This is a genomic window from Eubacterium sp. BL-380-WT-2B, from assembly GCF_009696115.1.
Classification (GTDB): Bacteria; Bacillota; Clostridia; order Eubacteriales; family Eubacteriaceae; genus Eubacterium; species Eubacterium callanderi.
The window spans coordinates 98,093-124,702 of the sequence record NZ_VUMP01000008.1 but is presented as its reverse complement, the minus strand read 5'-3'; the positions used below and the strand labels follow the sequence as shown (position 1 = coordinate 124,702).

At 43.1% G+C, this 26,610-nt stretch carries 27 protein-coding genes; 12 read left to right on the top strand and 15 right to left on the bottom strand.

What is annotated here, in order from left to right; genetic code table 11:
* Positions 1–5: 5 nt before the first annotated feature.
* The 3 genes from FYJ53_RS16630 to FYJ53_RS16620 all read left to right on the top strand — a co-directional run bounded on the left by FYJ53_RS16630 (position 6) and on the right by FYJ53_RS16620 (position 2,348).
* Positions 6–539 carry a hypothetical protein gene (locus tag FYJ53_RS16630; RefSeq protein WP_013381064.1) on the top strand — a complete coding sequence of 178 codons (534 nt, stop codon included), beginning with the start codon at positions 6–8 and terminating at the stop codon, positions 537–539.
* Positions 511–1,524 (top strand): spore photoproduct lyase family protein, encoded by a 1,014-nt coding sequence (locus FYJ53_RS16625; protein ID WP_013381065.1) that lies wholly within the window; start codon positions 511–513, stop codon positions 1,522–1,524. Before FYJ53_RS16630 ends, FYJ53_RS16625 begins: the two co-directional genes overlap by 29 nt.
* Before the next feature lie 62 nt (positions 1,525–1,586).
* The gene (locus FYJ53_RS16620; RefSeq protein ID WP_038351261.1) at positions 1,587–2,348 is read left to right on the top strand and encodes a peptidylprolyl isomerase; all 762 of its coding nucleotides are present in this window, start codon (positions 1,587–1,589) and stop codon (positions 2,346–2,348) included.
* Positions 2,349–2,395: 47 nt separating this feature from the next.
* Here FYJ53_RS16620 and FYJ53_RS16615 read toward each other — a convergent pair whose 3' ends face one another.
* Positions 2,396–3,718, bottom strand: a complete 1,323-nt coding sequence (locus FYJ53_RS16615) for an MATE family efflux transporter (RefSeq protein WP_148429216.1) — start codon at positions 3,716–3,718, stop codon at positions 2,396–2,398.
* 469 nt (positions 3,719–4,187) lie between these two features.
* Between FYJ53_RS16615 and FYJ53_RS16610 the strand changes: the two genes are divergently transcribed.
* Both FYJ53_RS16610 and FYJ53_RS16605 read left to right on the top strand, forming a co-directional pair.
* Complete coding sequence (locus tag FYJ53_RS16610; protein WP_148429218.1) at positions 4,188–5,054, top strand: AraC family transcriptional regulator; 867 nt, start codon at positions 4,188–4,190, stop codon at positions 5,052–5,054.
* A complete protein-coding gene (locus FYJ53_RS16605; protein WP_013381071.1) occupies positions 5,038–5,973 on the top strand; it encodes a DMT family transporter in 936 nt (311 codons plus the stop codon). Before FYJ53_RS16610 ends, FYJ53_RS16605 begins: the two co-directional genes overlap by 17 nt.
* 30 nt (positions 5,974–6,003) lie before the next feature.
* On the opposite strand, the gene FYJ53_RS16600 is transcribed toward FYJ53_RS16605, so the two are convergent.
* A complete protein-coding gene (locus tag FYJ53_RS16600) occupies positions 6,004–6,732 on the bottom strand; it encodes an NAD-dependent protein deacylase (RefSeq protein WP_013381072.1) in 729 nt (242 codons plus the stop codon).
* 166 nt (positions 6,733–6,898) lie between these two features.
* Here FYJ53_RS16600 and FYJ53_RS16595 point away from each other — a divergent pair, with 166 nt between their 5' ends.
* On the top strand, positions 6,899–7,576 hold the full coding sequence (locus FYJ53_RS16595; protein WP_013381073.1) for an isoprenylcysteine carboxylmethyltransferase family protein: 678 nt from the start codon (positions 6,899–6,901) through the stop codon (positions 7,574–7,576).
* Between the two features lie 107 nt (positions 7,577–7,683).
* Here the strand turns inward: FYJ53_RS16595 and FYJ53_RS16590 are convergent, their stop codons facing one another.
* From FYJ53_RS16590 to FYJ53_RS16545, 10 genes are all read right to left on the bottom strand, one after another.
* Positions 7,684–8,907: a site-specific integrase gene (locus FYJ53_RS16590; RefSeq protein ID WP_013381074.1), complete on the bottom strand. Its 1,224-nt coding sequence runs from the start codon at positions 8,905–8,907 to the stop codon at positions 7,684–7,686.
* A gap of 75 nt (positions 8,908–8,982) precedes the next feature.
* Positions 8,983–9,204: a hypothetical protein gene (locus FYJ53_RS16585; RefSeq protein ID WP_013381075.1), complete on the bottom strand. Its 222-nt coding sequence runs from the start codon at positions 9,202–9,204 to the stop codon at positions 8,983–8,985.
* Positions 9,205–9,364: 160 nt separating this feature from the next.
* Positions 9,365–9,793, bottom strand: coding sequence for a hypothetical protein (locus FYJ53_RS16580; RefSeq protein WP_013381076.1), 429 nt, complete (start codon positions 9,791–9,793; stop codon positions 9,365–9,367).
* A 548-nt stretch (positions 9,794–10,341) separates the two neighbouring features.
* A complete protein-coding gene (locus FYJ53_RS16575; RefSeq protein WP_013381078.1) occupies positions 10,342–11,055 on the bottom strand; it encodes an ImmA/IrrE family metallo-endopeptidase in 714 nt (237 codons plus the stop codon).
* Entirely contained in the window at positions 11,052–11,312 is a 261-nt protein-coding gene (locus FYJ53_RS16570; protein WP_013381079.1) for a hypothetical protein, read from the bottom strand. The genes FYJ53_RS16575 and FYJ53_RS16570 overlap by 4 nt, the downstream gene beginning before the upstream one ends.
* Before the next feature lie 253 nt (positions 11,313–11,565).
* Positions 11,566–12,006, bottom strand: coding sequence for a LexA family transcriptional regulator (locus FYJ53_RS16565; protein ID WP_013381081.1), 441 nt, complete (start codon positions 12,004–12,006; stop codon positions 11,566–11,568).
* Positions 12,007–12,193: 187 nt separating this feature from the next.
* Positions 12,194–12,631, bottom strand: coding sequence for a GNAT family N-acetyltransferase (locus FYJ53_RS16560; RefSeq protein WP_238054404.1), 438 nt, complete (start codon positions 12,629–12,631; stop codon positions 12,194–12,196).
* Positions 12,632–12,976: 345 nt separating this feature from the next.
* Positions 12,977–13,753, bottom strand: a complete 777-nt coding sequence (locus FYJ53_RS16555; protein WP_013381083.1) for a MerR family transcriptional regulator — start codon at positions 13,751–13,753, stop codon at positions 12,977–12,979.
* A gap of 91 nt (positions 13,754–13,844) precedes the next feature.
* Positions 13,845–15,272 carry a WYL domain-containing protein gene (locus FYJ53_RS16550; protein WP_227162935.1) on the bottom strand — a complete coding sequence of 476 codons (1,428 nt, stop codon included), beginning with the start codon at positions 15,270–15,272 and terminating at the stop codon, positions 13,845–13,847.
* A 152-nt stretch (positions 15,273–15,424) separates the two neighbouring features.
* Complete coding sequence (locus tag FYJ53_RS16545; RefSeq protein WP_154557500.1) at positions 15,425–19,666, bottom strand: hypothetical protein; 4,242 nt, start codon at positions 19,664–19,666, stop codon at positions 15,425–15,427.
* 182 nt (positions 19,667–19,848) lie between these two features.
* On the opposite strand from FYJ53_RS16545, the gene FYJ53_RS16540 reads away from it, so the two are divergent.
* A complete protein-coding gene (locus FYJ53_RS16540; RefSeq protein WP_148429222.1) occupies positions 19,849–20,619 on the top strand; it encodes an IS3 family transposase in 771 nt (256 codons plus the stop codon).
* Between the two features lie 70 nt (positions 20,620–20,689).
* Here the strand turns inward: FYJ53_RS16540 and FYJ53_RS16535 are convergent, their stop codons facing one another.
* A complete protein-coding gene (locus FYJ53_RS16535) occupies positions 20,690–21,571 on the bottom strand; it encodes a ParB/RepB/Spo0J family partition protein (protein WP_227930332.1) in 882 nt (293 codons plus the stop codon).
* Positions 21,572–22,052: 481 nt separating this feature from the next.
* On the opposite strand from FYJ53_RS16535, the gene FYJ53_RS16530 reads away from it, so the two are divergent.
* From FYJ53_RS16530 to FYJ53_RS16515, 5 genes are all read left to right on the top strand, one after another.
* A complete protein-coding gene (locus FYJ53_RS16530) occupies positions 22,053–22,298 on the top strand; it encodes a DUF6061 family protein (protein WP_154464637.1) in 246 nt (81 codons plus the stop codon).
* Between the two features lie 295 nt (positions 22,299–22,593).
* On the top strand, positions 22,594–22,818 hold the full coding sequence (locus FYJ53_RS21545) for a helix-turn-helix domain-containing protein (protein WP_235930762.1): 225 nt from the start codon (positions 22,594–22,596) through the stop codon (positions 22,816–22,818).
* The gene (locus FYJ53_RS16525) at positions 22,815–23,453 is read left to right on the top strand and encodes a DDE-type integrase/transposase/recombinase (protein ID WP_243144002.1); all 639 of its coding nucleotides are present in this window, start codon (positions 22,815–22,817) and stop codon (positions 23,451–23,453) included. Before FYJ53_RS21545 ends, FYJ53_RS16525 begins: the two co-directional genes overlap by 4 nt.
* Positions 23,454–23,525: 72 nt before the next feature.
* Positions 23,526–24,716 (top strand): IS256 family transposase, encoded by a 1,191-nt coding sequence (locus tag FYJ53_RS16520; protein WP_154557498.1) that lies wholly within the window; start codon positions 23,526–23,528, stop codon positions 24,714–24,716.
* A 29-nt stretch (positions 24,717–24,745) separates the two neighbouring features.
* Positions 24,746–24,925: a hypothetical protein gene (locus FYJ53_RS16515; RefSeq protein ID WP_154557497.1), complete on the top strand. Its 180-nt coding sequence runs from the start codon at positions 24,746–24,748 to the stop codon at positions 24,923–24,925.
* A 374-nt stretch (positions 24,926–25,299) separates the two neighbouring features.
* Here FYJ53_RS16515 and FYJ53_RS21220 read toward each other — a convergent pair whose 3' ends face one another.
* Together FYJ53_RS21220 and FYJ53_RS16505 are read right to left on the bottom strand one after the other, a co-directional pair.
* Positions 25,300–25,458, bottom strand: a complete 159-nt coding sequence (locus FYJ53_RS21220; RefSeq protein WP_195840266.1) for a hypothetical protein — start codon at positions 25,456–25,458, stop codon at positions 25,300–25,302.
* Between the two features lie 18 nt (positions 25,459–25,476).
* On the bottom strand, positions 25,477–26,598 hold the full coding sequence (locus FYJ53_RS16505; protein ID WP_154557496.1) for a linear amide C-N hydrolase: 1,122 nt from the start codon (positions 26,596–26,598) through the stop codon (positions 25,477–25,479).
* Positions 26,599–26,610: the final 12 nt, after the last annotated feature.

Below are 26,610 nucleotides of genomic sequence, written 5' to 3'. Positions count from 1 at the left end.
CCGACATGAAATATTTTTACTTGCTCGTTAATGATCAAAATATTAAAAACTGGACCCTCGTCAATCAAGTTTCGATAAGAAAAAATGGGAAAACACATTGCTATTTCCCGGATATTCTCTATCGTCATCCCTTTGACGAGGGGTCTTTATATCTCTCTGTCGATGATGCTCTGAGCACTGATGTTACCGCTGCGCTGGAAACAGCTTTTAGAAAGCTTCCGCCCCATCGTATTGTTCTGCTGAGGATTAATGACAACCCTGAATGGCAAAAAACCTTTTCCCGCTGGAAGGCTATGTTTGAAAAAGATGAGGAGCCCTTTTTTACCCCAGAGGAATCTCTGCTGATGGAAAAAACAAAGTCCGCGCTTCGCCTGACTCAGACACAAAAAATTACTTTTACAAAAGCATGCGTTTCGAAAAAGCTCAGAGATTCAGCCTGCCTTTCTAATACTCTTCTCCCTTATACTGAGCTTAAAATTACCATCAAAAAAGAAAGGAGCTTCGCTTTTAATGCATTACTTAAAAACCTCTGGTGCTAAGCCCTTTTCACACATTTACATTGAGAAGGGGGCAGCCCATCATCCAAACACACAGGCTATTTTACAAAAAATCAATTACGACAGTCTTATTTATATTGATGACTACTCACAAATTTTCAACCGGCACCATCAGGATTTCATTGCACAGAAGCGTTCCCCAAATCTTATTTTAGCCCGAAAAAAGCAGGATTTTTATTATGATGGTTCTCCCTACTGTGAAAACTTTGGACATGCACGCTTTTACTATACTGGTATTATCATGAACTGCCTTTATGATTGCAGCTATTGTTACTTAAAAAGCATCTACCCCTCCGGGCACATAGTTATTTTTGTCAATAATGAGGATTTCATCACCTCTGTAGAACAGGATTTATTATCCAGCTGTGAGCCCCTTTATCTGGCCATTTCCTATGACAGTGATTTGATGGCGCTTGATCCGCTTACCCACTTTCTGGGCCCATGGCTCGCATTAGCTAAAAGACATGCTAACCTGACGATCGAGGTGAAAACAAAAGCCGGGCGTTTTCCCATCTCAGACCCGCCTCAAAATGTCATTTTTGCCTGGTCGCTGCTCCCCGATCCGGTAATCCATCTTTACGAACGTCATACCCCTTCCCTTGCAACGCGGATGGCGGCAGTATCTCAGGCGCTTAGAGCCCATGCGACAGTTCGATTCTCCATTGAGCCCGTAATGCCTATCAACAACAGTGCGAGGATATACCGCGACTTTATCGACAGCCTGGGAAAACAGTTTGATTTAAACCAGCTGCTGGATATTAACATCGGCGGTTTTCGAATCAGCGGTAAGCAGTTTAAGACCTTTTATAAAAAAGATCCGACCTGTCCGGTTTTTGCCTGGTCTTTAACCGAAAGCACCTGCGACGTCAGCTATGCAGATAGCAATGCTCTGATCAGGCAAATAGAGCGGGATTTGAAAAGCTTTGTAAAACCTGAAAAAATCATTGTATACCAAACCGCCCCTTGACAAAGAGAAATATAAACTATAATATTTAATTTAATGACTATTAATAGAAGGAGATTTTCTAAATGGAAAAACAAGTCGTAGCAGTGGTCGAAGGTAAAGAAATTTACAATACCGACCTGGAAGCTTTAATACAACAATTACCTCAGGAGCAGCAGGGCCAGTTCCGTACAAAGGAAGGGCGCAGAAAATTACTCGAGGAGCTTGTTGCTCAGGAACTTTTCTATCTGGAAGGGAAGAAAGATCACGAGGACGAATCTGAAGAGTATCTCGCTCTGGTTGAGGATGCAAAAGAAAAGCTGCTGAAATCGCATATGATTGCCAAATTCATGAAAAATGTAGAAGTCAGCGATGAAGAGGTTAAAAAGTTTTATGATGAAAACCCCAAACAGTTCATCGCACCGGACAGCATCCGCGCCAGCCATATTTTACTGCCATCTGAACAGCAGGCCATTGATATTATTAAGGAAATCAAGGATGGAGGCAAAACCTTTGAAGAAGCCGCAAAAGCTTACTCTGTCTGCCCGTCAAGAGAACAGGGCGGCGATTTGAGTTATTTCTCAAAAGGAAAGATGGTACCACAATTTGAAAATGCCGCCTTTGCTATGAAGGTTGGCGAAATGAGCGATGAACCTGTAAAAACAGACTTTGGCTGGCACATCATTAAGGTGACCGACAGCAAAACCTCTGAAACTATTCCTTACGATGTGGTAAAGGAGAGCGCCCGCCAGTATCTTCTTGGGCAAAAACAAAACCGCGCTTTCCTTGATCGTGTCGATGAACTAAAAAAAGAATATGATGTCGATGTAAAAATCGGCTTATTCTAATTTAAAGGCCTGGCTTTCTGCTCAGGCCTTTTCTTTTTCAATCTTTTTTACTGTTCAATGGAAATTCTTTTTATCAAGAGTACACCTATTCCAAGCGAGATAAACTCTGTTAAGGGTACTGCCATCCAGATGCCTGTCACACCCCATAAAAGCGGCAGCACAGTGACTAAAAACAAATTGAAAACACAGCCTCTAAACAGACACAGGCCTAAAGAAATCCTCGGCCGTACAACTGCCTGAAAATAATTGATAATGAACATGTTGGTTCCTGTAACAAAAAAACCAATAAAATAAATGCGTATGGCCGTTGCAGACAGCGCCAGTACTTCCGGTGAGGGGTTTAAAAAAATATAGGTAAACAGATCCGGCATCAAAAGCCCAAGAAGCGCCGGCAAAGCACAAACGGCTAGAGCTGTCCTCACCCCCAGAGCCCGCACTTCGTAGATACGGTCAAACTTTCCAGCGCCATAATTGGTTGACAAAATTGGCTGAGCTGCCTGGCTGACACCATTACTTAAAGCGGTGACCACAAAGGCCGTATTTGTAATAACACCATAAGCACTGACGCCAATCTCTCCCACATAGCGTAAAAGCTGATGGTTAAACGCGAAAATAACAATACCAGCTGAAATTTCAATCAGAAAGCTGGTAAAGCCATTGGCAAAAACAGCTTTGAAAAAAGATAATCTCAGCCCTCCAAAACAAAACCGCAGCCCGTTTTGCCTGGAAAAGAAATGCGAAATCAGGATACAATCTGTTAATACAGATCCCATAACGCTGGCCAGTGCAGCGCCGGACATTCCCATCTGAAAGGGAAAAACCAGCAGTATATCAAAGATAATATTAAACACACCGCCCGCGATAACAGCCGCCATTGCACGCCTGGGCGCACCATCATTTCGGACAAAGGCCTGTAAAAATGATGAAAAGCTAAAGATCAGTGCACCACCTGCAATATAAGGGGCATATTCCATGATGTATGGCATGGTAACAGCGGTTCCACCTAAGAAAAGCATGATGTTTTCCCCAAAGGCAAAGAAAAGCGATATATAAACAATCCCTGCCAGCAGATTAAGGATAAAGGCAGTGGTAAAATACTGCTGTCCCTTTTTCTCTTCTCCCCGCCCCCGGCTGATCGACATCAGCACAGAGCCGCCCACACCAAACAACAGGCCGGTTCCAAAAACAAGGTTAAAGACAGGCAGAACAATGTTTAAGGCAGCCATTGCTTCTGTGCCGATACCTTTTCCTATAATAATTGTATCGGCTAAAATATAAATAGAAGTTACCATCGTCCCACTGACCGCCGGAAGCAGATAGTGAAAGAACAGCTTTGGAACAGGCTGTTTAACCAGTTGGTTTTTATCCATTTTATTCTCCCTTTAGGGCCATTTACCATTAATCAGCAGACCCGTTAGTTTTTGTTAATCTTTCAAAATTATAACATAAGCCTTTACGATACGGAAAATTTTTTTCTTTAACTACAAAAAGACCGCTGATGCGGAAAAGCAACAGCGGCCTTTTTGGTTGTCCGAGATTATCAAAGATAAGGGTTTGGTATGATATTGCAATGTTTATATACCCTGATCAACAGTATTTAAACATTTATAAATTTAAAAAGATGATGAGATCGCGCAAAATCTTCCAGAACGATTGAGTCACTGTTAACAGTGGCATAAACGCATCCGGCAGCAGATAAACTCCAAACTTTTCAATTCCAGGGTCCTGTTTATGGCTTTTTCTATTCTTTTTCTTAAAATTTTATCTTTCACCTGGAAGATCATACAAGACACAAGCCAGCACTTCTGCTAAAATAAAACCAGAAAGAGAGGCAATTACATGACATTTGAACAAGAACAGCGGCATGTTTACTATGATACAGATCTGAAAATTGAAGCATACCATCTGACTGGAATTGTACAGCCATTTCCCAATCATTTTCATGATTATTACGTTATCGGCTTTGTAGAAGGCGGACGACGGCATCTGTGGTGCAGAGATCGGGAGTATGACCTGAGCGCCGGTGATCTGGTGCTCTTTAATCCAAGAGACAGCCACCGTTGTTCCCCAAGGAACGGAGAAATCCTGGACTACAGAGCTGTCAATATTCCTGCTGATATCATGAAAAGCGCTGCTCACGAGGTTACCGGCCAGCCCTACACACCGTTTTTTACCCAAAACGTCGTCTATCAGAGTGACATTACCTCTGCCTTAAATGATCTTTATACAGGGATTGTCGAGATTTCATCACGCTTTGAAAAGGAGGAGGCTTTCTTTCTGCTTTTGGAACAAATTTTTCGTGAATACAGTTCCCCCTTTGAACAGAGCAGCACCGCCGAGCCTGATAATAAAATCAAAGCCGTCTGTGCCTATATGGAGGATCACTTTTCTGACAATATTTCCCTGGACGATTTAACGGCTCTTGCCGGGCTCAGCAAGTCTTATTTTTTGCTGCTGTTCACAAAACAGGTTGGCGTCTCCCCATACCGTTATCTTCAGTCAATTCGTATTGAGCGGGCTAAAAAGCTGCTGGAACAGGGTATACCGCCCATTGACACCGCTGCCATGACTGGCTTTTCTGACCAGAGCCACTTTTCCCGTTTTTTTAAGGATTTCATTGGGCTGACACCCAGACAATACCAGAAAATCTTCCAGACAGATAAGCATTCAAAGAAAGAGGCTTCTATCAATGAACACGAACATTAAGAGTACATCCTTTGGCCACATTGCTGCCTTTTTTACCATTGTCATCTGGGGAACTACCTTTATCGCCACAAAAGTGCTGCTGCGAGTGCTTACGCCTGTTGAAATTCTGTTTTGCCGCTTTTTTCTCGGTTATCTGATTTTATGGCTGGTCACACCCAAAGGCCTCAGGCTAGACAACCGCAGACAGGAATTCTATTTTATGGCTGCCGGTCTTCTCGGCGTCACGCTTTACTTTCTTTTGGAAAATTTTGCCCTCACCCTTACTCTGGCGGCAAATGTCGGGGTAATCATTGCCATTGCGCCTTTTTTCACCGCACTGTTTGATTACTTTTTCCTTCATGGAGAACGGCCCGGGCCGCGGTTTTTCATCGGGTTTATCGTGGCGATTACAGGCATCTGCCTGATCAGCTTCCGCGGTGACAATACCGTACAGCTTAACCCGGCAGGTGATCTGCTGGCCATTACCGCTGCTGTCGTCTGGGCTGGTTACTCAACCTTCACCAAAAAAATCAGCAGCTTTGGCTATGGAACCATTCTGACTACCCGAAGAATCTTTTTCTATGGGCTGCTTTTTATGGTTCCCGCCCTGTTTATTTTTGGTTTCCATCTGGATCTCTCGGTTTTTATTGAGTTTAAAAATCTAGCAAATATTTTATTCCTGGGCTTTGGCGCATCAGCGCTCTGCTTTGTCACCTGGAACCTGGCCGTTAAGCTCCTGGGTCCAGTCAAGACCAGTGTATATATTTATATGGTCCCGGTCATTACGGTTGTTACCTCTGTCATTATTCTTCATGAGCACATTACCCTGCCAGCTATTTTGGGCATTGGGCTAACCATTGCCGGCTTGTTTCTTTCAGAAAGCCGTCTTAATTTCAAGCGTCAGAAAATAGTAAATGAAAAGGAGGAGCTGCGCAGCTAAGCACGCAGCTCCTCCTTTTCTGTGTCAGCGTCAGCATTCAACTTTGATCTGCTCCATAACCTTGCCAATGGCGTCGTGGATCGCCAGGGAAGCTTCTGATTCTCTGGCAGTGGCGTCCTTATTGATAACCACCAGATTCTTTCCTCTAAAATAGTCAATAAAACTGGCTGCCGGATAAACGACCAAAGATGTTCCGCCGATAATCAGCGTATCCGCCTCACTGATTGCCTGCACGGCTTTCTGGATAGTATCTGAGTCAAGAGCCTCTTCATAAAGCACTACGTCTGGCTTGATCATTCCCCCGCAGGCGTCGCATTTTGGCACTCCATCCGCATTTATAACATAGACGGCGTCAAAAAACTTCCCACATTTTTGACAGTAATTGCGATGAATACTGCCGTGCAGCTCATAAACCGTCCTGCTACCTGCTGCCTGGTGCAGACCGTCGATATTTTGTGTCACCACAGCTTTAAGCTTTCCACATTTTTCAAGCTCTGCCAGCTTCATATGGGCAGCGTTTGGCTTAGCGTCCAAAAACATCATTTTGTTTTTATAAAAATCATAAAAGGCTTCTGTATGGTTTACGAAAAAGCTGTGGCTTACCACTTGTTCAGGCGGATAGCGGTACTCCTGCATATAAAGACCATTACTGCTGCGAAAATCAGGAATCCCACTTTCTGTTGAGACACCCGCTCCGCCAAAAAATACAATGCTTTTGCCCTCATCAATAATTTTCTGCAATTGTTCAATCTGTTCCATGGCTAAAACCTCTTTTTATTTTTAGTATATCACACTTTATGATAAAAAAATCAATCATTTCTACTAAAAGAGTGATAAACCATCCTTCTCTACTGTATAAGGATCTTGAAATATGGTATAATAACAACATTTTTAAAATCCAATTTTTCTTTCAGGAGAATTTTTTATGAAAAAACAAACCATTGGCTTTGCCGCCCTGGCAATGCTGCAAAAAATATTAAGCCTGTCCTGTTTTTTAGTTGCAGCCGGGACTCTGGGCTGTATACGCGGCTGGATCTATTTTATTTTATATCTGATTATCATGGCTGGCACACTGGCTGTCCTGTTACACCGCAACCCAACCGCTCTGTCGTTTCCAGAAAAAAATGCAGAGAAAGCTTCCGGGAGCGATATCACCCTTCGCAATTTTTGCAGTCCTTTGTCTTTTTACGGCATTTACATCGTTGCCGGGCTGGAAGCACGGTTCCATTGGTCCTCGGTACCTCAGCCGGTTGTGGCTGCCGGACTTGTTCTCAGCGCTGTCGCCAACCTGCTGATGTCCTGGGCGCTGCTTTCAAACAAGTACTATGAAGCGGACACGCCGATGCTGAAGGATGCTCAGCCCGTAGTCTGTAGCAGTGGTCCCTACCGTTTTGTAAGACATCCCGGCTACCTCTTTATGAGCTTCTGGGCCGTCACTGTCGGGATGATTTTTGGGTGGGCCACTGGTATTGTGTCCGCGGTCATAGTCCTTCTGCTGATCCTGCGAACCTATTATGAGGATCAATCGCTGCTGGCCTCTTTCCCCGGCTATGTACGCTATGCCCAACAGGTAAAATACCGATTAATCCCATTTATCTGGTAAACCTAAAACCGTATTTTGTCTGACCTCACGTTCCTCTTCTCTATTTTTCGGGGTTTTTAGCGATTTCGCTAATTTCTTCACCCCTTGATTCACCCCAAACCAGGGGCCTATTCCGTCTTTAATAACCCGAGTTGTCTCTGTTCGAATGCTCCATTCACAACAGCGTACAACTCTTTTGGTCTATTATACTTCACTTTTGCATATATGTCCATTGTGATTTTGCTGCTCTCATGACCAGCCAGATACTGCACTGTTTTCGGGTCCACAGATGCAGCGATCAGGTTGGTAATATAGGTATGACGCAGCTCATGCGGTGTCACCTGAAAGTCCAATGTATATACAACCGTGTTGTTATGCTTAGCCTTTTCTCCAAGCACCGGCGTAACTGTATGCTTGATTTTCTCACCGTTCACATATCTCACATAAGTTCTCTCCTTGGTTGATCGTGTCACAATATACTGCCACACTCTCCTAAACTGTGTATAGGAAAGGGCCTCACCACCTCTATTACACACCACAAACTCAGATTTCGACTGTTCCTTTGCTTCTCTTAAGCATTCAGTCAGACAATCTGGAAGTGGAATATCTCTTTTTGCAGCCTTCGTTTTCAGCTGTTCTGTAATAACCGGACGATTACGCTCTGTGTGCCAGGCTCTTTTCACAGAAAGATACGGCACCTCTTCATCAAGAAACACACAATCCCATTTAAGTCCCAGAATTTCTTCTCGTCGAAGTCCAGCATAAAGCCCCAGCATTACAAACACATAAGGTGGCAGACCCTTGATCGCATCCAAAAGCATTTCCACCTGCTCATCTGTCAATGGCGGTTTCTCCTTCTCCGGAACGCCTCCCCTGGAAGGGATTCTCTTCGTTGGATTTTCCCTGATTAAATGATTGTCCTCTGCTGAATAGAAAATGCACTTCAACAGCATCACCACGGAATGATATACCGATTCAGATTTCTTTGAAACCGGCACCAAAGCCATCTTGATATCATCCTGCGTCACATCTGCCATGTACATATGCCCCAGCGGCTGAACGATATAGTTTTTCACCTTTGACGTGTAATCTAACATTGTCGTATATCTGACATGGGCCGACTGCATGTACAGCCATTTTTCAGCATACTCTTTTACTGTTGGTGTCTTCTGCCTGAAGATCTTGTCCTCGATCTGTCGATTAGCTTCTTCTACCTTATCATAAAGTTCTTCCCTTGTTTTCCCATAAAGAGCAACTCTCTTTCCACCTGCATCTCGAATTCTAGTTCTATAATAAGTCACTCCGTTATGCACCACTGTTCCGTATTTCGGAATCTGACGTCTTCTAGCCATTACGTCCCTCCATTCTTCCCAGCACTGTAATTATTATTTAACATATGCCGGGAGTTCTATCCATGTTGTCGATTTCTATACTCTTCTCTTTCTGTAGGTTGGGTTATTATCCAAAGGTCTTGCACGATGGGTGCAGCGAGCAACGTATTCCTGTAATGCTCTCTCTGTAAAATACACACAACCATTTTCTACATACTGCACATAGGTGATATGACCACAGCTACGTGCCTGATCCAGTGCTGTAACACTGATTCCCAATATTTTTGCAGCCTCTTTTCGGCTAATTAATTTTTCCATTCTATGTACCTCTTTCTCAGTTATTGTTTCTGGAACCGGAAGCTCTCGCATCCACACTACGATAGCTCCGGAAACCTTGCCAGGTTCTTGACCCCTCTATATAATCTGTGGTCACGTTTTTTTGACTGCATCTCCACTTTTATGAAACTTTTTTTGCTTTTTAGAATAATTCTCGGAGTAATTCTACGATTTTGTGCATTCTTGTATTGGCCTGCTTTTTGGAAAGTCCATAACGGACACAGAGTGCATCCAGAAATTTTCCTTCTCCCTTGCCTTCAAAGTATTCTATGATGAAGCAGCTGTCTTCCTCGTCAAGCATAGCTAACACCTCATGCAGGCGTTCCAGCTGCAGCTTGTGCATTACAATCTCCTCGACATCCATATCAGGATCGGCCATCTCAAAGCTTCCAACCTCTCCATCCGGTCCCATCATTGCATCCGAAGACAGAATCTCAACGCCATATTTTTCTCTTGCCTGTTCCTCTCTGTATTTTGCCTGGGTTAATGCGTGGAGCCCGTTGTCAATCTTTTTGATGTGCTCCTCTGTTAAATTCTCGTTTCTGCAGATTCTTTCGTATTTGTAGATCATAAAAGTCCTTTCCCAAGCATTTGCCGGGATCAGGACTTCTACTGACCGTACGAAGCAATCGATATTGGAGCTGGCAGCAAAACAAGCATTTTTGAGCATAAAGAAAAGCGCCGTCGAAATAAGTCAAATAAAAGGATATGGTTATCCCATTATTCAATGACTTGCTTCGTACGGCGCTTGGTAGATTATCCGATCAATGACCGGCTCCGCTTGCTCGATTAAAAGTTCGTAATTGTTATTTTGTTTCTTATTTGATTGTTAGCGAATCATGCCTCTTTTCTGATACGGACCGGTATAAGCATAATTCTTTCTTTTCATCCTGCGGAAATATGCAGGACTTAAGGGTCCTTCAAATTTACACTTGCGACATCTGACATAGACAACCTCGGTCTGAGTCAGTGGTACATCCGTCACCTTGAAGCCACAGATTGGACATCGCATTTCGCGGGAACCAACCTCCTCAGCAGCTTCCATAGATAATAGAAGCTTTCGCTGAATATCTTCACAGGGAATCGGATACTTTGGGTTAAATCTTAATGTTGCCTGATTCAACCAATCACCTCCGTCATTAATGTAGCCTCAACATACTCATCAATTGGTCTGCACTCAACCATATCGAGCTGTTTGATTCGGATCAGGAGTGCTGAAAAGGACACTCCGATCTGTGCTGCCATTTTCTTTATGATAATTCGATCCTTTGGAGCAAATACACTGTCTCCATAGATCTTAAGCTTGTTTCCATTGTTAAAGTCCTTCAATGCAGCTTCTACAATAAAGTAAGGCATCAGAAGTGCTGCAGCAAGCTTGTCAGCCTGCGTTTCAGCCAGATTGAAATGCTTCTTCATCTCAGCTAACGAATACTCCCGCTCCGCGTCGAATGTCCGCTGGAACTGGGGCACTGGATTGTGGCGATTAATAATGAAATGTGCCACCTCGTGCGCGATGGTAAAGCGGCGTTTCCCGCTCTCTGTTTCCTTTCGAAGATTAGCTTCCACAACGATTGTTCCCAAAGGGAAAAGAAATGGAACGATCTTGTTTCCTCTTTTTACCTTCAAAGGTGTAATTCCGTCTGACAGAAATCCGATTTTATCGTAATCGTCCTCTGCGTAAGTTTCATATACAACGTTAAGTCCCATTGAATTAGCAATGCCTTCAATATCCACACACCTTGGAAGGCCTGCTATTCCTGACTTTTTAATGTAGGTCAGAACTACTCCTGTACCGAGCTCATCAAGCTCTCTGTTTGGAATAAAGTGTTTCAAGCTGAGTCAACCTCCGTCTGGTCCGGATCCTCAATGGTATACACATACCAGGTTGATCCTAACCGATATATATTTTTTACCGCACTCCCAATTGCAATGGTGTAGCGAATTCCTTCAAACTCATTGTTGACCGGTCCGGCCATATGGATGACTCTGTCAATATTCCAGGTACGTCCATCCTCCCAGAAGATCTTCTTCGGGACAATGGAGCCATCAGCATAAGTAATGCTTTCTACACTGACGTTCACTCTGCTCATACATAACCAACCTCCAGATCGTATACTTTCCCATATTCTTATGCGTGCAGCACTGCAGGCTTGCAATGCCCATTCACGGCGATTATGGGGATTCGGATTGTTTCACCGAATCGATTTAATCTGGTCATGGAGCTGCATTCTTCGCATTCCATCCATCCGTCAGTTTCCTCCAAAAAGAGGTTGTGATTTACATGTCCACACACAGGGCACTTCACATCATACTGTTTCATCGGCTAATCCTCCCTTAAAAAGTTTATATCGCCTTGATCACATGACTTAGAACTCCCTGACAGATCAGCGAACTGATCAGAATCTTCTTATCCGGATATACTTCCTGGTTCATATACTCAAGAACAACCTTGCGGGATTCCTTGTCGATTCCCGCATAACGCTTCAGCGTATTCTCATTGTTCTCATCCAGTGCGGGTTCACCACAGTTGATTGCACCGACAGCATCTACCTGCTCGGACTCAACTATAATCTTGCCCATGTCCGGAATGGATATCCTTCCATCCTGGTAAGAAATCATGCCCTTCTTATCCATCGCCACAAGATACTTATACGCAGTGCTTCTGACAACACCCATCGCATTGGAAATCTGCGTGATGGTAGGCATGAGGCCGTTATACTCCCTATAATAGCCACTGATATACTCTTTGATTCTGTCCATTAGTTCTGGATCCTTAGTATTCATAAAAGGATCCTCTCTTTCTAATTCTAAATCTATACCGGAAATAAGTTGTTTCCACCTGCGATATGGTCATTATAGAATATATGTTCGTGGTCTGCAAGCACTTTTTGTGCCAAAAGAAGAAGGTGTCGCCATCAGACAACACCTTCCACGATTATCGTTATAAAATTGTGATTTGTTCGTCAGAAAATCAGAATAACTGACCTGGAAGCTTCAATTTTTCCTTGGTAGGAAATGTAGCGTCATACTTCTCGGCTTCATTTTCATCTACCATATAGCCTTCCGGTGTAGCATACTCTCCAGTGATTCCATCCAGGTAACCGGGAATCAGCTCCTTGCACAGAAAAAAAGATGCATCCTCACCTTCTGGTAATCCGTGGTAACGAATACCATACTCACTGGCATACGTAAAACCGCTCTTTCCATAGAAATCAATGTTTCCTTCGAAGCATACAGCTCCAAATCCCATAGCGGCAACCTTCTCAAGCGAATAATCCAACAGGATTTTACCATAGCCCTTTCTCTTAAGCTCTGGTGTGATACAGATTGGACCCATGGTTATAATCGGAACATCTCTTCCATCATCTGATTTGATCACTGCCTTCATAAACATATTCTGTCCAATCATCTTTCCATCCAACTCCATTACGAAATCGAGTTCTGGAATAAACGCAGGATCCTCTCGCAATTGATTGAGCACATAATGCTCCAGACATCCCGGACGATACACGTTCCAAAATGATTCTCTTACAAGGTTTTCTACTACACGATATTCTTTTTTTCTCTAAACGAATGTTAATGACATTTGTATTCATTATTTATTTCCTCCTGAAAATTGATGACGTTCAATGCTTTCGAAAAGCGGGAGGTTTTGCGATTGTCAGCAAACCTCCCGGTTATGCCACAATCTCCAGTGTTCTGCTAATTGTCAAAAAGCAAACTCCTTTTTCATAAATGATTATTTAATTGGTAACTAGATCTCGGTCAGCCATTCATCTACGCTATCCTTGTTCCAGATACCATCAATATAACATTCTCTTGCAAGACCAGCAATCTCAAATCCATTTTCTTCTGCATATTTCATAATGTAGGCGTATGCCTCACCAATCTGATCATATGCACCTTTGTGGAAGATACTGATCACCTTTGTCTCAGGAAGCCGTCTGAATTTGATAGTGTCACTCTCAACACCCATGGCTGTTACAGCTTCGTTATGTCTGATTTGAATGTCTGTTTCCTTATGCTCTCCGTCAAGATACTCGCAAAATTCATAAGGTGGCTCCGCACATTTCAGATTCGGATTGAGCTTCATACACTCTGCTCCCTGAGCAGGAATCCACTGCATACTGTCTTCATACTTGTCCAGTACAGTTTCTGAATAATAAACGATCATTTCCGGAATAGTCTTTTCTGTTACCTGATATTTCATCTCTTCATCCTCCAATATGTGATTGATTATGGAGAGGCGAATATCAATGTCATCCCTTTGCTCCTGCAGTGCTTTCGCTTTCTCGGTAAAGATCTTTCTTGCATCCTTACCATTCATAATGTCTCTGATCTCATCTATGGATAGACCAAGCTGTCTATACGCTTTGATCTGAGCCGCTCTTGCCAGCTGACTGGTTTCATAAAAACGATATCCGGTCCAGAAATCAATCGATACCGGTATCAGAAGGCCTTCTCTTTCATAAAACCTGAGCGCCTTTACTGTCAGATGAGACAGCTTCGAAAATTCACCGATCTTTAGCATGTGACATTCACCTCCTTCGTTACAATCCATATTCTGGATGCTCCCCTAAGGGGAGAGTCAAGAGTCTTTTTAAATCTTTTTCAGATGATTATCACTCTATAGAATCCAATGCCTTTTTCAGCATTTCTCTATATTCATTTCGGACCTCCGTCGGCCCTTCAATTTTGATTTTTCCTGCAGATCCGAATACCCAGCGATAGAAGGTTGGGCTTGCGCAGACCTTAACCGTTGTCCGGAACTGTTCCTCACCGACGCTACGAGTCTTGATCTTCATACCGAACTTATCTACCACAGACTTCATACAGCAGTTGTCACAAAGCAAGGTCACGTCAACTGCTTCATCTGTAGAGAACATACGGAAGACTTCGGTTGTGTATTTGGATACATCATAGCCCTTCGGCTTCTTAACAGCCTTCTCTGTCAGCAGCTCCGGTTGCTTCTTAATGCGGTCTACTCGATAGGTGCGAACAGACTCCCTCTCATCACAGTAACCAGTCAGATAGTAATAGTCGCCATCCCAGATCAGATCAAATGGACTGACTGTATATGGTTTCCCATCGTTCCTGAGCACTTCCTTCTTCTTACCATTGATTTCAAAATAATAGAAGGAAATCTTCACGCCGGCATTAATGGCATCATTGATTGCATCAACAATGTAATAGCCTTTTTCATTCTCTGACTTCACACGGCCGGTGATATGCACAGATCTCTTTAACTTATCTGCATTGGTCTCACTGGTCAAAGAAATTAGCTTTTCAATCAGGCTCTCACTCTTCTTCTCCGTAATGAACTTGGAAGACTGCACTGCATCGATCAGAAGCTTTAACTCCGGCACAGAGAACTTGCGGTCTGCCAGGTAGTATTCCCAGGCACGCTTACGCTCTCCAATAATCTCGAATCCAGCTGCTCGAAGCAAATCAATATCCTTAGGCACGGTGGTTCTATGCACAAGAATATTGTGCTGCTCCATCATGCAGTCAGTGATCTGCTTTGTGGAAAGGGTATGTTCCTCATCGGTCTGCGTCAGAAGCATCTGATAGAGATATATGATGCGAAGCCTTGTATCGTTGTCCTCTGCCTTTGGTTCAATCACTACTTCTGTTTTGGTTGCCTGATCAGCTAAGATAACATCAGCAATTACCTGCGCTGCAAGCTTAGATCCAAGCTCATTTGGATGACAGCCATCCTCAGCAAAGATATCCTGCTTAGCTGCTTCCTCATAGAAGCACTTACCTACATCGGCAATCAAAGCTCCGTTCTGATCGGCAGCCTCATGATAAGCATCATACATCTTCTGAAACATCTCATCATAATCCATACCGAAGGATTCCAGCTGCTTGCCGCCCTTCTGATAAGCCCAGGTGGCATACAGAACCGGTACTGCTCCGTTGGCACGAATACGCTCGCACAGCAATGCAGTATTATTCAAGAAGCTTTCCCTGGAAGTAATCGGGCCGTTGCTCATCTCCTGGAGAATTACATAATCCCACTTCTCATTCTCCAGAGCCGCTTGCGTCATTCCTCCCATCTTGGTGTTAGGATTCAACTGCTCGGCAAGGCGTGCTCCACCACGGGTGTGCTGAACCACTTCGGCATCTATTAAGTTAGCCAGGGTATCTGGCATGTTGTTTGCAAAAGTAAAACTATTGCCAAGCATTAACACTCTCATATTTAACAGTCCTCGTTATTACTCATTAACAATGCTAAACAGCGAGTTCTCTCTTCTGGATTTAATTTCTTAAAATAGAAAACCACATCTTCAATCATTGCTTTACTTACAATTTGGTCGGCTTCTATTTTCATTTTCTCAACAGCTTCTATTGTTTCTTGTTTTAAAAATGCTGGTAAAATTCGGGTGTTATCCTTCCATATATGTATTTCTTCTCTTGTCTGGTTTCCTAAAGTAAGATACTGAGTTCTCCATACATGATCCTTTGTATCGATTGCATTTTCTGCACTCGAAATAACATCTTCAAGAACTGCATCAACATCAAAATCTAATTCTGCATCAGAGTATTTATTTCTTAATGAAGCAATTTCTTTCTGTAATAATTTTCTATCATTCACAGCTTCCTTCAAAACATTAATATCTGATACAAAATTATCTAAGGCTGTATTAAGCTCTTCAAAATCCTGCAAATCACGAGTAGCCATTCGATAGTTCATTACCATAGCAATGCAACTTTGGACATTTTCAATATCTTCTAATGTTTGTGTATTAGCTAAATCTTCCCAGATATTTTCCATATCTTGTTGCATTCTCTTTTTAGCAGAATCGAGTTTTGCTACACATTGATCCAATTGTGTATGTAATCGCTTTGCATCATTTCCTAAGGCTAATTCGTATTTTGATAATCGTTCTAACAAATCCTTAGCCTTTGCAAGCATATCAGAAACGTCCGTATAATTTTTGGTGGATACTTTTTTATATGCAGTTAAATACTTTTGTCCATCCGAAAGCAGTTCCTGTCGGCTTCTAATTTCATCCTTTTTAGCTAACTCAGCATCACCTTTTGCTGACAATTTCTTTGCATAAGTAGCAAATCTAAATTTCACTAATTTCTCATTGCACCGCTTAACATGCTTTTCAAACTGAGTCATTGCTTCTACAGATTTACAATGAATAGTACCCTCCAACCAATTTTCAAAACACGTGTCAACGATATTTCTTGCCTCGTTTCCCAACTCTAATAACCGATTTCTATATTCTTCGCTGATAGTAAAACCATTTTCATTAAATATTGAATATAAAGGAATTTCATCGATTGTCTCAAGTGCAACTAGCGCATTATATACATTACCTCTTTCATACGCGGTTTCGAGTTCGTCTTCAACCTTAACAATTCTGTCATCCCAATCTTTTCGGGCTCTAGCTGCGATTTCAAATCTAGAATTGGCTAATTTGTAATTTACTTCAAGAGACTCCGGTACTCCGTTATCATCAGCAAATTTCTGAATTTCTCTCTGCAAACGAATTACAGCATCTAAGTCTGTCGTTGCATCTAAGCGATTAATATATTGCTGGAATTTGGCTTCAACAGCATTAGTATCAATTAAAATCAATTTGGATGTTCTGATTAAGTCCATATTGATTTTTTTATCCTTGATAATAACTTCATCTTTCCAACGAATAATGCTGTTTTGTGAGCCATTATAGTGGATTCTTACACAGTAACTATGATTTGCAAGTAATACTGCAAGCATCATCAAAGCAGACTCTTCACTCAAGCCATACGGCGGATAACAATATTTTTCTAAAAATTGAACACAATCATACTTTTTAGAAGAGTTCAAATCACTTACTGCTTCTTCATATACAGCTCTAGCTCTAGATTCTGCTGGTGGCATAATAGCATAGTTTGTGCTAATACATTTCCAAGAAGTAGCACTGCTTTCCATTAGCACTGCTGTAATCTTACTCCTTACATCTGATGTAAAATCATGAATGGTGTCGTAATTTACATTATTTGAAAGAAGCATTTTAATGATTTGACAATAATATTGACTTCCTTTTCCTGTAAAATTATTCGAAGCAGTTAACAACCCGTCAAAATTAAACGAAACGACTTTTGGATATATACCTTCAAACACTTCTGTCAACGCAACCTGCAGACGCTTTTTCAGCTGAATTATTTCGTCAGGATATATGCACTGTCTTTGCTTTTTCAACATCTCAAATTCATTTCTCAAGATATCTTCAGCTTGGTTATAGTCATCAGAATATGCTCTAGAATACATTTGACGGATGCTATCATCCATCTGATCCAATACATCATAATTCTTCAATGCAGATGCTAAGCGGTCCTCAGAATCATTAAGCAACATCAGCAATATTGGTGATCCTTGGAGTTCTTTAGCAAACATATGTAAGCGTTTAATGTATTGATAATCCGTATCTTTATTTACATAAATCCATATTAATCTGCCTTTTGGCACTGCAGCGCTCACGCTTGCCTTCCAAGTTTTCTTGTATTCTCCAATTAATTCTTTTGATACGTCTTCTGCAAGAAGAACCTCCTGTGAATACTTCCACTCATTTGTAAGTATTTTATGCGTTGTACCAAAAGATGTTTCTTGCGGTTCGCTAAGCTCTCCTATTTCTAGGACTTTTGCAGTCTTAAACATTGCTCTGAAATCTGTTTTCCATGTAGCTGCAATTCGTTTCTTTTTGATTTTGTATTCATGAGCACCACGAGAATCTTCCATAAAGTCAAAACATCCTGCATGCTCATCAAATCCAAGTACTGCATACTCATTTTCAAGAAGTTCTAATTCGTCTTCTAATTCTGAGATGGTGAGTCCTGAACATAAAACCAATGCTTCTTTCACATCTTCATAATCGCGAGTTTTAAACTTCAGAATACGTGCAATTAAGTTTGCTCTCAAAACTGCCAACAAACGATCGGAAAGTTTATCTCCTTGTTTTCTTAAAATATTATCATATCGAATACAATGCTGAGACAACTGTTTACCGTTTATCTCTGATGACAACATTTCTTGATACAGATCGCCACACATCAACTCTTCAGGAAGTACCAACGGTATTCCATTTTCAATTGAAGAATCCGCAACTTCTGCTATATACTGACTTATCAAAGTCATCGACGATCTATTTTGAAGATAATCTGATAATTGCGTAAGCATAAATGTAGCCAGCGGGTGCATCGGATAGATTCCTTCAACAATCACTTTTCTAAACAGTGAATAATCTGCCCACACACCACTTAATGACAGCCAACGATTCATCTGGGAATACAACTCTTCCCATTTTATTTCATTGTACTTCTGCCACTCAACTATGGTACTTTCAAACGCATCTCGGTTATTTCTGTATATTAAATTTGCAAATACAGTTTCCAAGTTTGATGAAATATGATATTTATCACTCTGGTCGTATCTGCCGATATATCTACTAATGTTTCTTGTTTGATCAACACGAACAAGATAACTCTTAATATCTGACTGAATAAAATTAATAACCTGCAGAGCACCATCTGCGTCTTGCGCCACCTCAAAAATTTGTTGAAGGGCAGAATCTCCTGATTTTCCTGCATCAGATCCAGATGCATATTCTAGGTATCGACCAAACTCATCAAATAAAATTATCACGCGATCAAACTGGCCATTTAATCCGCAATACTCGGACAAAAGCATTTCCAAAATAGAACGTGCAGATATGCCTTCGTCCCAACTTATCTCTTTTCCAGTAATCTGGCGATACACATTATTAACAATTTCGAATGCATTATCATCAGTGAGCAGTTTTTCTTTGATTTTTTCAGTTAATTGACTTCCCTGCTCTTTCCAGCCTAATTCTCTTGCACTATTCTCAAACAATTCAAGCTGTGAATCTTTATTACGTTCAAAAAATAAACTTGCCGTTTCAACCGTTCTATTAAGATTACGTAATTTATCATCGCTTAGTCCATATAAACATAAGCTTTTTTGAGCCGCTCGAAGAATCTCGTAATGAAGATTAAAATCTCTCATTCCATTTATTACGAGAACAAAATTTCTATCTGTACATATTTCTCTGATTTCAGAAGCCGCTTCACTGTCTATCTTATTGATGTTGTCAATGATTTTGGCAAATGTTTTAGGCATGTAGCTTGCCCCAGAAAACAATTGGCCTAAAGTAACAGCTAAATGTGATTTTCCTGTTCCATAATCTGCAATAGCTAATGAAAGCGGATTAGATGAATCCTCAAACTTTTCCGCTAATGTTTTTACTAAGCTAATCGTATCAATGGTTTTATTCTTTGTTTTAGACTCCACTCCATAGTAGTCTTTTCCATGAAACACAAAGTTTTCAGCTACCTTTGCAGCCTTTTCCGGCACGTAAAACCAGTCTGCTTGTACTGCGCCTTCAAAATACAGATCTTTTCTAAAGGCTATAATATCTCCAATTCTCATGGCACTTCCCCCATTAACACAGTTCACTGTACAGTAATTCTATTAGTGATTCTGTATCTACAACTCGTCGTACCGTAAAAGGAATCATCTGACGATTCAATACTATCAACCCTTTACTCGCCATCATTTCTAATGCCTGATACTCTTCTTTTTCACTCCATCCAAAAGCATTTTTAAATCCAATTTTCTTTAAGTGTTCAGATGTTATTTCCGATATAGATGCCAATGTCACTTCAGTTGAATCTGCATTTTCTAACCATAAACGGCTCGGCGCTTATAAAATCACTTATATCTTAATGCGTGACTATGGCATTAACATCAGTGTCGGGCGAGTGTACCGGCTGATGAAACACCTTCAGCTCCCAAAAATGTCAACCGATAAACCTTCGCTTTCCCGCTCGCATTCTGATGACGCTTCTTGCTTTAATCATCTGCAACAGAACTTTCAACAGAAAGCTCCCAATCTTGTATGGGTTAGTGGCATTACCTACCTCAAAGCCGGTGGAAAGTGGTACTTTCTCTGTATTGTGATGGATCTTTACTCCAGGAAAGTCCTTTCCTGGCGTCTTTCTGCCCGGGCAGACACCAATCTTGTCATCGCTGTTTTTCAGAAGGCTTACGAAAAACGCAAGACGCCTTATGGCCTGATGTTCCATTCGGATCGGGGTACACAGTATACTGCCTTTTCTTTTCGTCAGCTTCTGGATTCCCTGAACGTTGTCCAGTCTTTTTCAAAAAAAGGCTATCCCTTTGACAATGCCTGCTGTGAATGTTTCTTCAAATATCTCAAGAAAGAAGAAACCAGCCGCAAATCTTACCATTCTTTACAGGAGCTACAGCTCTCTATCTTTGAGTACATTGAAGGCTACTATAACTCTAAAAGACCGCATCTTTCTCTGAATATGCTCACGCCTAATGAAGCGGAGGATTTGTATTGGGAGCAGCTTCACTAGCCTGCTCCTCAGAATTTTTCCCTTTTTTTCTGCCTACTTACTTGACTATAGTCCATCGCTATAACTTTACTCATCTTTTCTTTCCTCCTCGTAATTCTTCCTGTCTCTTCCTTACCCTGAGCCAACCCTCAAGCAGCTGAATGATAGTATCCTGCATCTGCTGATGGGTATAGTTGCCTGGGAAGTATTTGGATATCTTATTCATTGGTATTGCCAGATTCCAGCAATCTGCCTTTTTCTTTTCTGTCAAAATTTCCAAAACGCTATCTTCATTCAGTCTTTTTTGCTCCGACAGCCTTCTGATTCGCTGTGCCTGGGATAGGGATGGTGAATTCTGCTCACTCTCGATAGTCAGCTTCACCAGCTTCTGCTCTCTGATTTTCAGATGCGACAGCTCAACAGCCGGTGTGACTGCTACAATGCCTTCATCCACCATTTCCAAAAGCTCTGGAATCAGTTCATTTAATCGAATGAACCTTTGAATCTGTGTGGAGCTGTCCGGACTGTTCTCTGCAATCAGGTCTCTGGATGTCTTTCCCCGCAACTTCTGTTCATCGTGGTCAGAAGATAAATCCCTCCTGGCTCCCTGACGTTTCACTGCATCCAGCTTCATCTTGTAGGCCCTGGCCTTTTCACTTGGTAATAAGGACTGCCGCTGAAAATTGCTGTCTACCATCATGACAATGGCATCATCCATCTCGATATCCTTCACAATGGCAGGTATCGTCTCCATGTCCAGAATCTCACAGGCATGTACTCGTCTGTGACCGGATATGATCTGCCAGGCATCTCCCTCAGGTCGAACTACGATGGGCGTTAATACGCCAAGCGATCTGATACTGTCCGTCAGCTGGTCCATGAACTCGTCATCTCTTACCTTAAAGGGATGTTCCGGGAACTCTGTTAAGCGATTCAGTGGAAGCTGAACCACCTGTTCATTCTTCATTTCCATTTCGCCTCCTTCTGAACGCAAAAAAGCGCTCAACTTCATTGGAAAAAGTTGAACGCTCTTGTATAACTGATGATTAAAAGCATCGTTTTTGTTCAAATTGAGACAAACGAGTCATTTTGTCGACGGACATAAAAACTGCTGTATTACGGGAAAAATTTAAGGGAACTAAAACAGTGCTGAAGATGATTATTTAGCTTCCTTTTTAAGCCCGATTTGTAACCCATTTACGCTTTTTAACCCATGCTTCACCATTAAAAAGATGAAAAAACACTGTCAAATTTGTACAGGTGGGTTTAGCCGTTTTCGAAACGTTGAAAAAAATAAAGCCCCGAAAACCTTGGCTTAACAGTGATAAGGAACTAATCACTTATCAACTGTTAGCTGACGGTTTCCGGGGTGCATACGGACAAATCCCGTCTGATTTCTAACAGGAAGTCAGACGGGATTTTCGCTTTATATCACGAATTATGGAGGACATACCATGAAAAACTTAATATCTTGTGCTTACAATATGGACAACTGCTGCGTAGAATTGAAATTCACCGATGGCAGCATGATTGCGATTGACACTAACGCAGTGGAGAACGAGGTTGCCGACGATATGTACCAGCGGTCAGAGTTGGACTATCTAATCTACAATGCACCGTTGGAATATGCAAATCTCATTTTGAACGGCGATCCCGAAACCTATCTAAAGACGGTTACAGAATACAAGTGTCTTGATTAAACGATTTAAGCCCTGCTGTTGGTCGATTAAGTGACTGACAGCAGGGCTTATTTTATTTTGCATAGGTTATTTTAATTTGCAGTTTGTCGCTGTTGTAGATTGCTTCAATATTCCCACCCTGTAAATGGTAAGATAAAGTATACCAATTTCGGCCAAGAGAAGTATACCACCCTTCGCCACGGAAACTGGGCCACTTTCGCCACAAAAGGGGCCACCTGCGCCACAAAGTATACCACTTAAATTCAGGTCATTTTTCTGGTACAATGGCTGTATTCCAGAGAAAGACCGTGACGAAATGAAGGGGTATCAAGTGTACAGCAAGGTTCATCAAATGCGGGAGGCTGGCTTTTCCCAGCGCGCCGCAGCAAAAGCTTTGGGTATCAACCGCAAGACCGTGAAACGATATTGGGATATGGATGTGGACGAGTATGAGCATAACGCCCGGAAGATCGTTCGCATCCGCAATCTGGATTCCCGCCGGGATAGATCGTTACCTGGCTCCGGGAGTATCCTTCTTTGACAGCAGCCCAGGTCTGTGACTGGCTGAAAGAGCATTACGAAGAAGCTCACGCTGAGAGAACGGTGTCCCGGTATGTGAAAGAACTCCGGGAGGAATACCGCCTTCCCCGGCATCCGAATCCACGAAGCTATGAGACCGTGGCGGAGCTTCCCATGGGGCAGCAGATGCAGGTAGACTTCGGTCAGACCACGCTCAAGAATGTGGAAGGAGGCTGGACGACGGTGCATGTAGCCGCCTTCCTGCTTTCCCATTCCAGATACAAATACGCTCAGTGCCAGAGCAGGCCCTTTACGGCGGCAGATTTGGTGGCTGCCTGCCATAACTGTTTCCGTTACTGGGGCGGGATGCCCCGGGAGATGGTATTTGACCAGGACAGCATCGTCTGTGTCAGCGAGAACAGCGGCGATATCGTCTACACCTACGAATTTGAGAAGTTCCGCCAGAACTGCAAGGTGGAGATCTACCTCTGCCGGGGAGCAGACCCCGAAAGCAAGGGTAAGATTGAAAATACCGTCAAATTCATAAAAGGCAATTTCCTCAATAACCGTCTTTATGTGGACGATGAGATTCTGAATCGAAGCTGTGTGGAGTGGCTGATAATGTACAATAAGTTGCGCAAATTGAAAAAGGCATAAGAAGAGACATGGTTTGCAGATCTCTGGTAGAATGAAGTTACCACACACCATTCTGAAAGGAGTCTGTAAACCATGTCTGAGAAAATTGTACAGCTAAATGAAGAAGTTATCAAGGGTCAGCTCAAAGAATTGGTCCGTGGCAGCGTGGAAGAAACGCTCAACGAACTGCTGGAGCAGGAGGCTGAGAAACTGACTCAGGCTTCCCGCTACGAGCGAAATGAGGCCCGCCAGGGCTACCGCAGCGGCCACTATGACCGGAACCTTACCACTACCTCCGGAGACGTCACGCTCCATGTCCCTCGCCTCAAGGGAGTTTCTTTTGAAACGGCCATCATTGAGCGGTATCGCCGGCGGGAGAGCAGCGTTGAGGAAGCCCTCATTGAGATGTACCTTGCCGGCGTCTCGGTCCGCAGAGTGGAGGACATTACCGAGGCCCTGTGGGGCAGCAAGGTATCTCCGGCTACCATCAGTGAGTTGAACAAGAAAGCCTATGTCCACATCGAGGATTGGCGAAACCGACCTTTGCAAGGCGGCAAATATCCGTATGTCTATGTGGACGGCATCTACCTGCGGCGCAACTGGGGCGGAGAGTATGAAAATGTGGCAATTTTGGTAGCAATTGCAGTGAATGAGGATGGATACCGTGAGGTTTTAGGCGCCGCTGAGGGCATGAAAGAAGACAAGGCCAGCTGGGTGAATTTCTTCCAGTGGCTCAAAGGCCGTGGACTGGACGGCGTGAAACTCATTGTTGGGGACAAGTGCCTGGGAATGCTGGAAGCCGTGGGAGAAGTGTTTCCTGACGCCAAATACCAGCGTTGTACAGTCCATTTTTACCGTAATGTGTTTTCCGTCGTTCCCCGTTCCAAGGTAAAGCTGGTGGCCAAGATGCTTAAGGCGATCCACGCTCAGGAAAGCAAGAAGGCCGCCCGTGAAAAAGCGAAAGCTGTGGCAGCCCAGTTGAGGGAAATGAAGCTGAAAGAGGCCGCCAAGAAAGTGGAGGACAATGTTGAGGAAACTCTGACTTATTGCGATTTTCCCTATGAGCACTGGACTCGAATCCGCACCAATAATGTGATTGAGCGGCTGAACCGGGAGATCCGCCGCAGGACCCGTGTGGTGGGGACCTTTCCGGACGGCAACTCCGCTCTGATGCTGGTCTGTGCCCGGCTGCGCCATGTGGCCGGCACCCAGTGGGGCAACAAGAAGTACATGAATATGAAGCACTTAGAGGCGGCTCTGGAAGACGTCTCTATTGCCGGCTGACCTCATTCAGCCAGAGACTGCAAACGAATTTGCGCATAACTCTTGGCGGCACCGAGTGGCTGGAACGGACGGGCAACGCCAAAATCCACGGAACCACCAGGAAGATCCCGGCGGAAGTATTTCAGGAAGAACGGGAGCAGCTTCGTCCTCTCTTTGCGTTGATATTGGCAGTCCGTCATATCCATAGATGGTTCGGCGGAAACAGGTAGAAAAAGCCCCACGGGAGTGATTTCCCGTGGGGATTGCGGTTCTATTCTGTTTTACTGCTCCCACTCGGCTTTGTGGGCTTCCCACCATGCGGGGAAGTTGGGGTCTTTCTTTAGCTGGCCTAACAAGTAGGAAATATTACGGCTATTATCTATGATGTGCTGGTCATCAAAGACAATTATCTCATTGAGAAGGAAAATGTCACCCATTTTATTTCCGGCATGGCAATCGGCATTGATATGTATGCCGCAGAAATCGTTCTTGACTTGAAAAAAAGTTATCCTGGCATTACACTGGAACTCAGCTATGAACAACTAAATACCCCTTTTGCTTTATCTTCTTTGGTGTTAAATGTTGAGATTTCCTGCAATCGTTTTCACGACTTCATAATGTCTTTGCATTTTTTATAGCCTTGGGAATAGGTTACATCCAAACCAAGCTTAACGAATTCATCATACGCATTATCAAGCTTGGTTGGATTAACAACGAATGTACCGGCACCTTGGAAGCGAGGGGCTTTTGCCTTTCCCTTCATTTTACTGCCCTGTACCACTCATTTTAACGGCGTCGTCACCTTGGTTTCCAGCTCGCAATGTGTTACATCACTCCAATGGCGGCGGATGGCAATATCAGCAGAAAGGTCAGTATTGTTATAGGAAATAGACCATTGTGTGTTGCTTGTGATGTTATCGGGGTTTGGGTCTTGTGCCGCCGCTTTCATTGCGTTCCACACGGTATCGTCGGTGTAATTGCCTTTTTCCGTTTCCAGCACCTCCAGCACAGCGTCATAGCGTTCCCTGCCGTGACCGTAGATACCGTTTTTCTGATTTGGAAGCACCTCATCCTTATGACGAATAAAGAAATTAGTAACCGCCTCTGATGGAGTATCTATCAGCTCTCTTGGTTCGCCGTTAATGTCATACTCTATTACTCTGCCATCGCCTGATGCATCGGTTATGTAGAAATGATAATCTCTACCGGATGATGCGAACATATCATAGCTGCGCAAAAGCTCCACTGCTTCCTCTGTGGTCGCTGCCCTGTCAAGAACAAGTCGTATCGCAAGAGTAGTTGAAATGACAGGCTTGCCTGTGCTTTGACGTACAGGCTCACTATCAAGTGTCAACACAGCGATAGACACGCCCTTCTCATTCATACCATCAAGGCAGATAAATGGAGCTGTTAGACTTGCTAGCTCTTTTTTGATATTCTCATCAGGCACATTTGCTGAAACATTGTCAAGAGCGGCAAAGGCAATAGACTTATATCCGTCCTTTGGAGCACAGTAAACCAACATAGCAGATGTATCTTTACTAAAATCGTAATTACGTCCCATATGAACGTCGCCGTCCGTATCGGTCAGACAAAACACCGTACAGCCGAAATTGGGCGCTTTGATCTTTACAGGCAGCAGCGGCAACGCCTCTTTCAGAATCGCATCGATCATCGTCTGATCGTCCTGAATGCCGTAATCGATAATATTGTCAAGATTGTAATCGTATTTGACATCCATGCGATAGAGATTGTATCCATCCGCGTAATCCGTAAGCCGCTCAATGCTGCCGATGGTCTGGATCCTGGTGAAATACAGTCCTAAAAACGCAAGCAAGGCGAATACAACGACCGCCAGAATCGCCAGCGAAACGATCAAACTACGCTTCTTTACTTTATTCATGTCTTATTCTCC

What these genes read in the sequence shown, in the direction of transcription:
- FYJ53_RS16630 (WP_013381064.1), top strand. Translation starts at nt 6, where the DNA reads ATGAAATATTTTTACTTGCTCGTTAATGATCAAAATATTAAAAACTGG.
- FYJ53_RS16625 (WP_013381065.1), top strand. Translation starts at nt 511, where the DNA reads ATGCATTACTTAAAAACCTCTGGTGCTAAGCCCTTTTCACACATTTAC.
- FYJ53_RS16620 (WP_038351261.1), top strand. Translation starts at nt 1,587, where the DNA reads ATGGAAAAACAAGTCGTAGCAGTGGTCGAAGGTAAAGAAATTTACAAT.
- FYJ53_RS16615 (WP_148429216.1), bottom strand. Translation starts at nt 3,718, where the DNA reads ATGGATAAAAACCAACTGGTTAAACAGCCTGTTCCAAAGCTGTTCTTT.
- FYJ53_RS16610 (WP_148429218.1), top strand. Translation starts at nt 4,188, where the DNA reads ATGACATTTGAACAAGAACAGCGGCATGTTTACTATGATACAGATCTG.
- FYJ53_RS16605 (WP_013381071.1), top strand. Translation starts at nt 5,038, where the DNA reads ATGAACACGAACATTAAGAGTACATCCTTTGGCCACATTGCTGCCTTT.
- FYJ53_RS16600 (WP_013381072.1), bottom strand. Translation starts at nt 6,732, where the DNA reads ATGGAACAGATTGAACAATTGCAGAAAATTATTGATGAGGGCAAAAGC.
- FYJ53_RS16595 (WP_013381073.1), top strand. Translation starts at nt 6,899, where the DNA reads ATGAAAAAACAAACCATTGGCTTTGCCGCCCTGGCAATGCTGCAAAAA.
- FYJ53_RS16590 (WP_013381074.1), bottom strand. Translation starts at nt 8,907, where the DNA reads ATGGCTAGAAGACGTCAGATTCCGAAATACGGAACAGTGGTGCATAAC.
- FYJ53_RS16585 (WP_013381075.1), bottom strand. Translation starts at nt 9,204, where the DNA reads ATGGAAAAATTAATTAGCCGAAAAGAGGCTGCAAAAATATTGGGAATC.
- FYJ53_RS16580 (WP_013381076.1), bottom strand. Translation starts at nt 9,793, where the DNA reads ATGATCTACAAATACGAAAGAATCTGCAGAAACGAGAATTTAACAGAG.
- FYJ53_RS16570 (WP_013381079.1), bottom strand. Translation starts at nt 11,312, where the DNA reads ATGAGCAGAGTGAACGTCAGTGTAGAAAGCATTACTTATGCTGATGGC.
- FYJ53_RS16565 (WP_013381081.1), bottom strand. Translation starts at nt 12,006, where the DNA reads ATGAATACTAAGGATCCAGAACTAATGGACAGAATCAAAGAGTATATC.
- FYJ53_RS16560 (WP_238054404.1), bottom strand. Translation starts at nt 12,631, where the DNA reads ATGATTGGACAGAATATGTTTATGAAGGCAGTGATCAAATCAGATGAT.
- FYJ53_RS16555 (WP_013381083.1), bottom strand. Translation starts at nt 13,753, where the DNA reads ATGCTAAAGATCGGTGAATTTTCGAAGCTGTCTCATCTGACAGTAAAG.
- FYJ53_RS16550 (WP_227162935.1), bottom strand. Translation starts at nt 15,272, where the DNA reads ATGACGCAAGCGGCTCTGGAGAATGAGAAGTGGGATTATGTAATTCTC.
- FYJ53_RS16545 (WP_154557500.1), bottom strand. Translation starts at nt 19,666, where the DNA reads ATGAGAATTGGAGATATTATAGCCTTTAGAAAAGATCTGTATTTTGAA.
- FYJ53_RS16535 (WP_227930332.1), bottom strand. Translation starts at nt 21,571, where the DNA reads ATGGAAATGAAGAATGAACAGGTGGTTCAGCTTCCACTGAATCGCTTA.
- FYJ53_RS16530 (WP_154464637.1), top strand. Translation starts at nt 22,053, where the DNA reads ATGAAAAACTTAATATCTTGTGCTTACAATATGGACAACTGCTGCGTA.
- FYJ53_RS21545 (WP_235930762.1), top strand. Translation starts at nt 22,594, where the DNA reads ATGAAGGGGTATCAAGTGTACAGCAAGGTTCATCAAATGCGGGAGGCT.
- FYJ53_RS16520 (WP_154557498.1), top strand. Translation starts at nt 23,526, where the DNA reads ATGTCTGAGAAAATTGTACAGCTAAATGAAGAAGTTATCAAGGGTCAG.
- FYJ53_RS21220 (WP_195840266.1), bottom strand. Translation starts at nt 25,458, where the DNA reads ATGAAGGGAAAGGCAAAAGCCCCTCGCTTCCAAGGTGCCGGTACATTC.
- FYJ53_RS16505 (WP_154557496.1), bottom strand. Translation starts at nt 26,598, where the DNA reads ATGAATAAAGTAAAGAAGCGTAGTTTGATCGTTTCGCTGGCGATTCTG.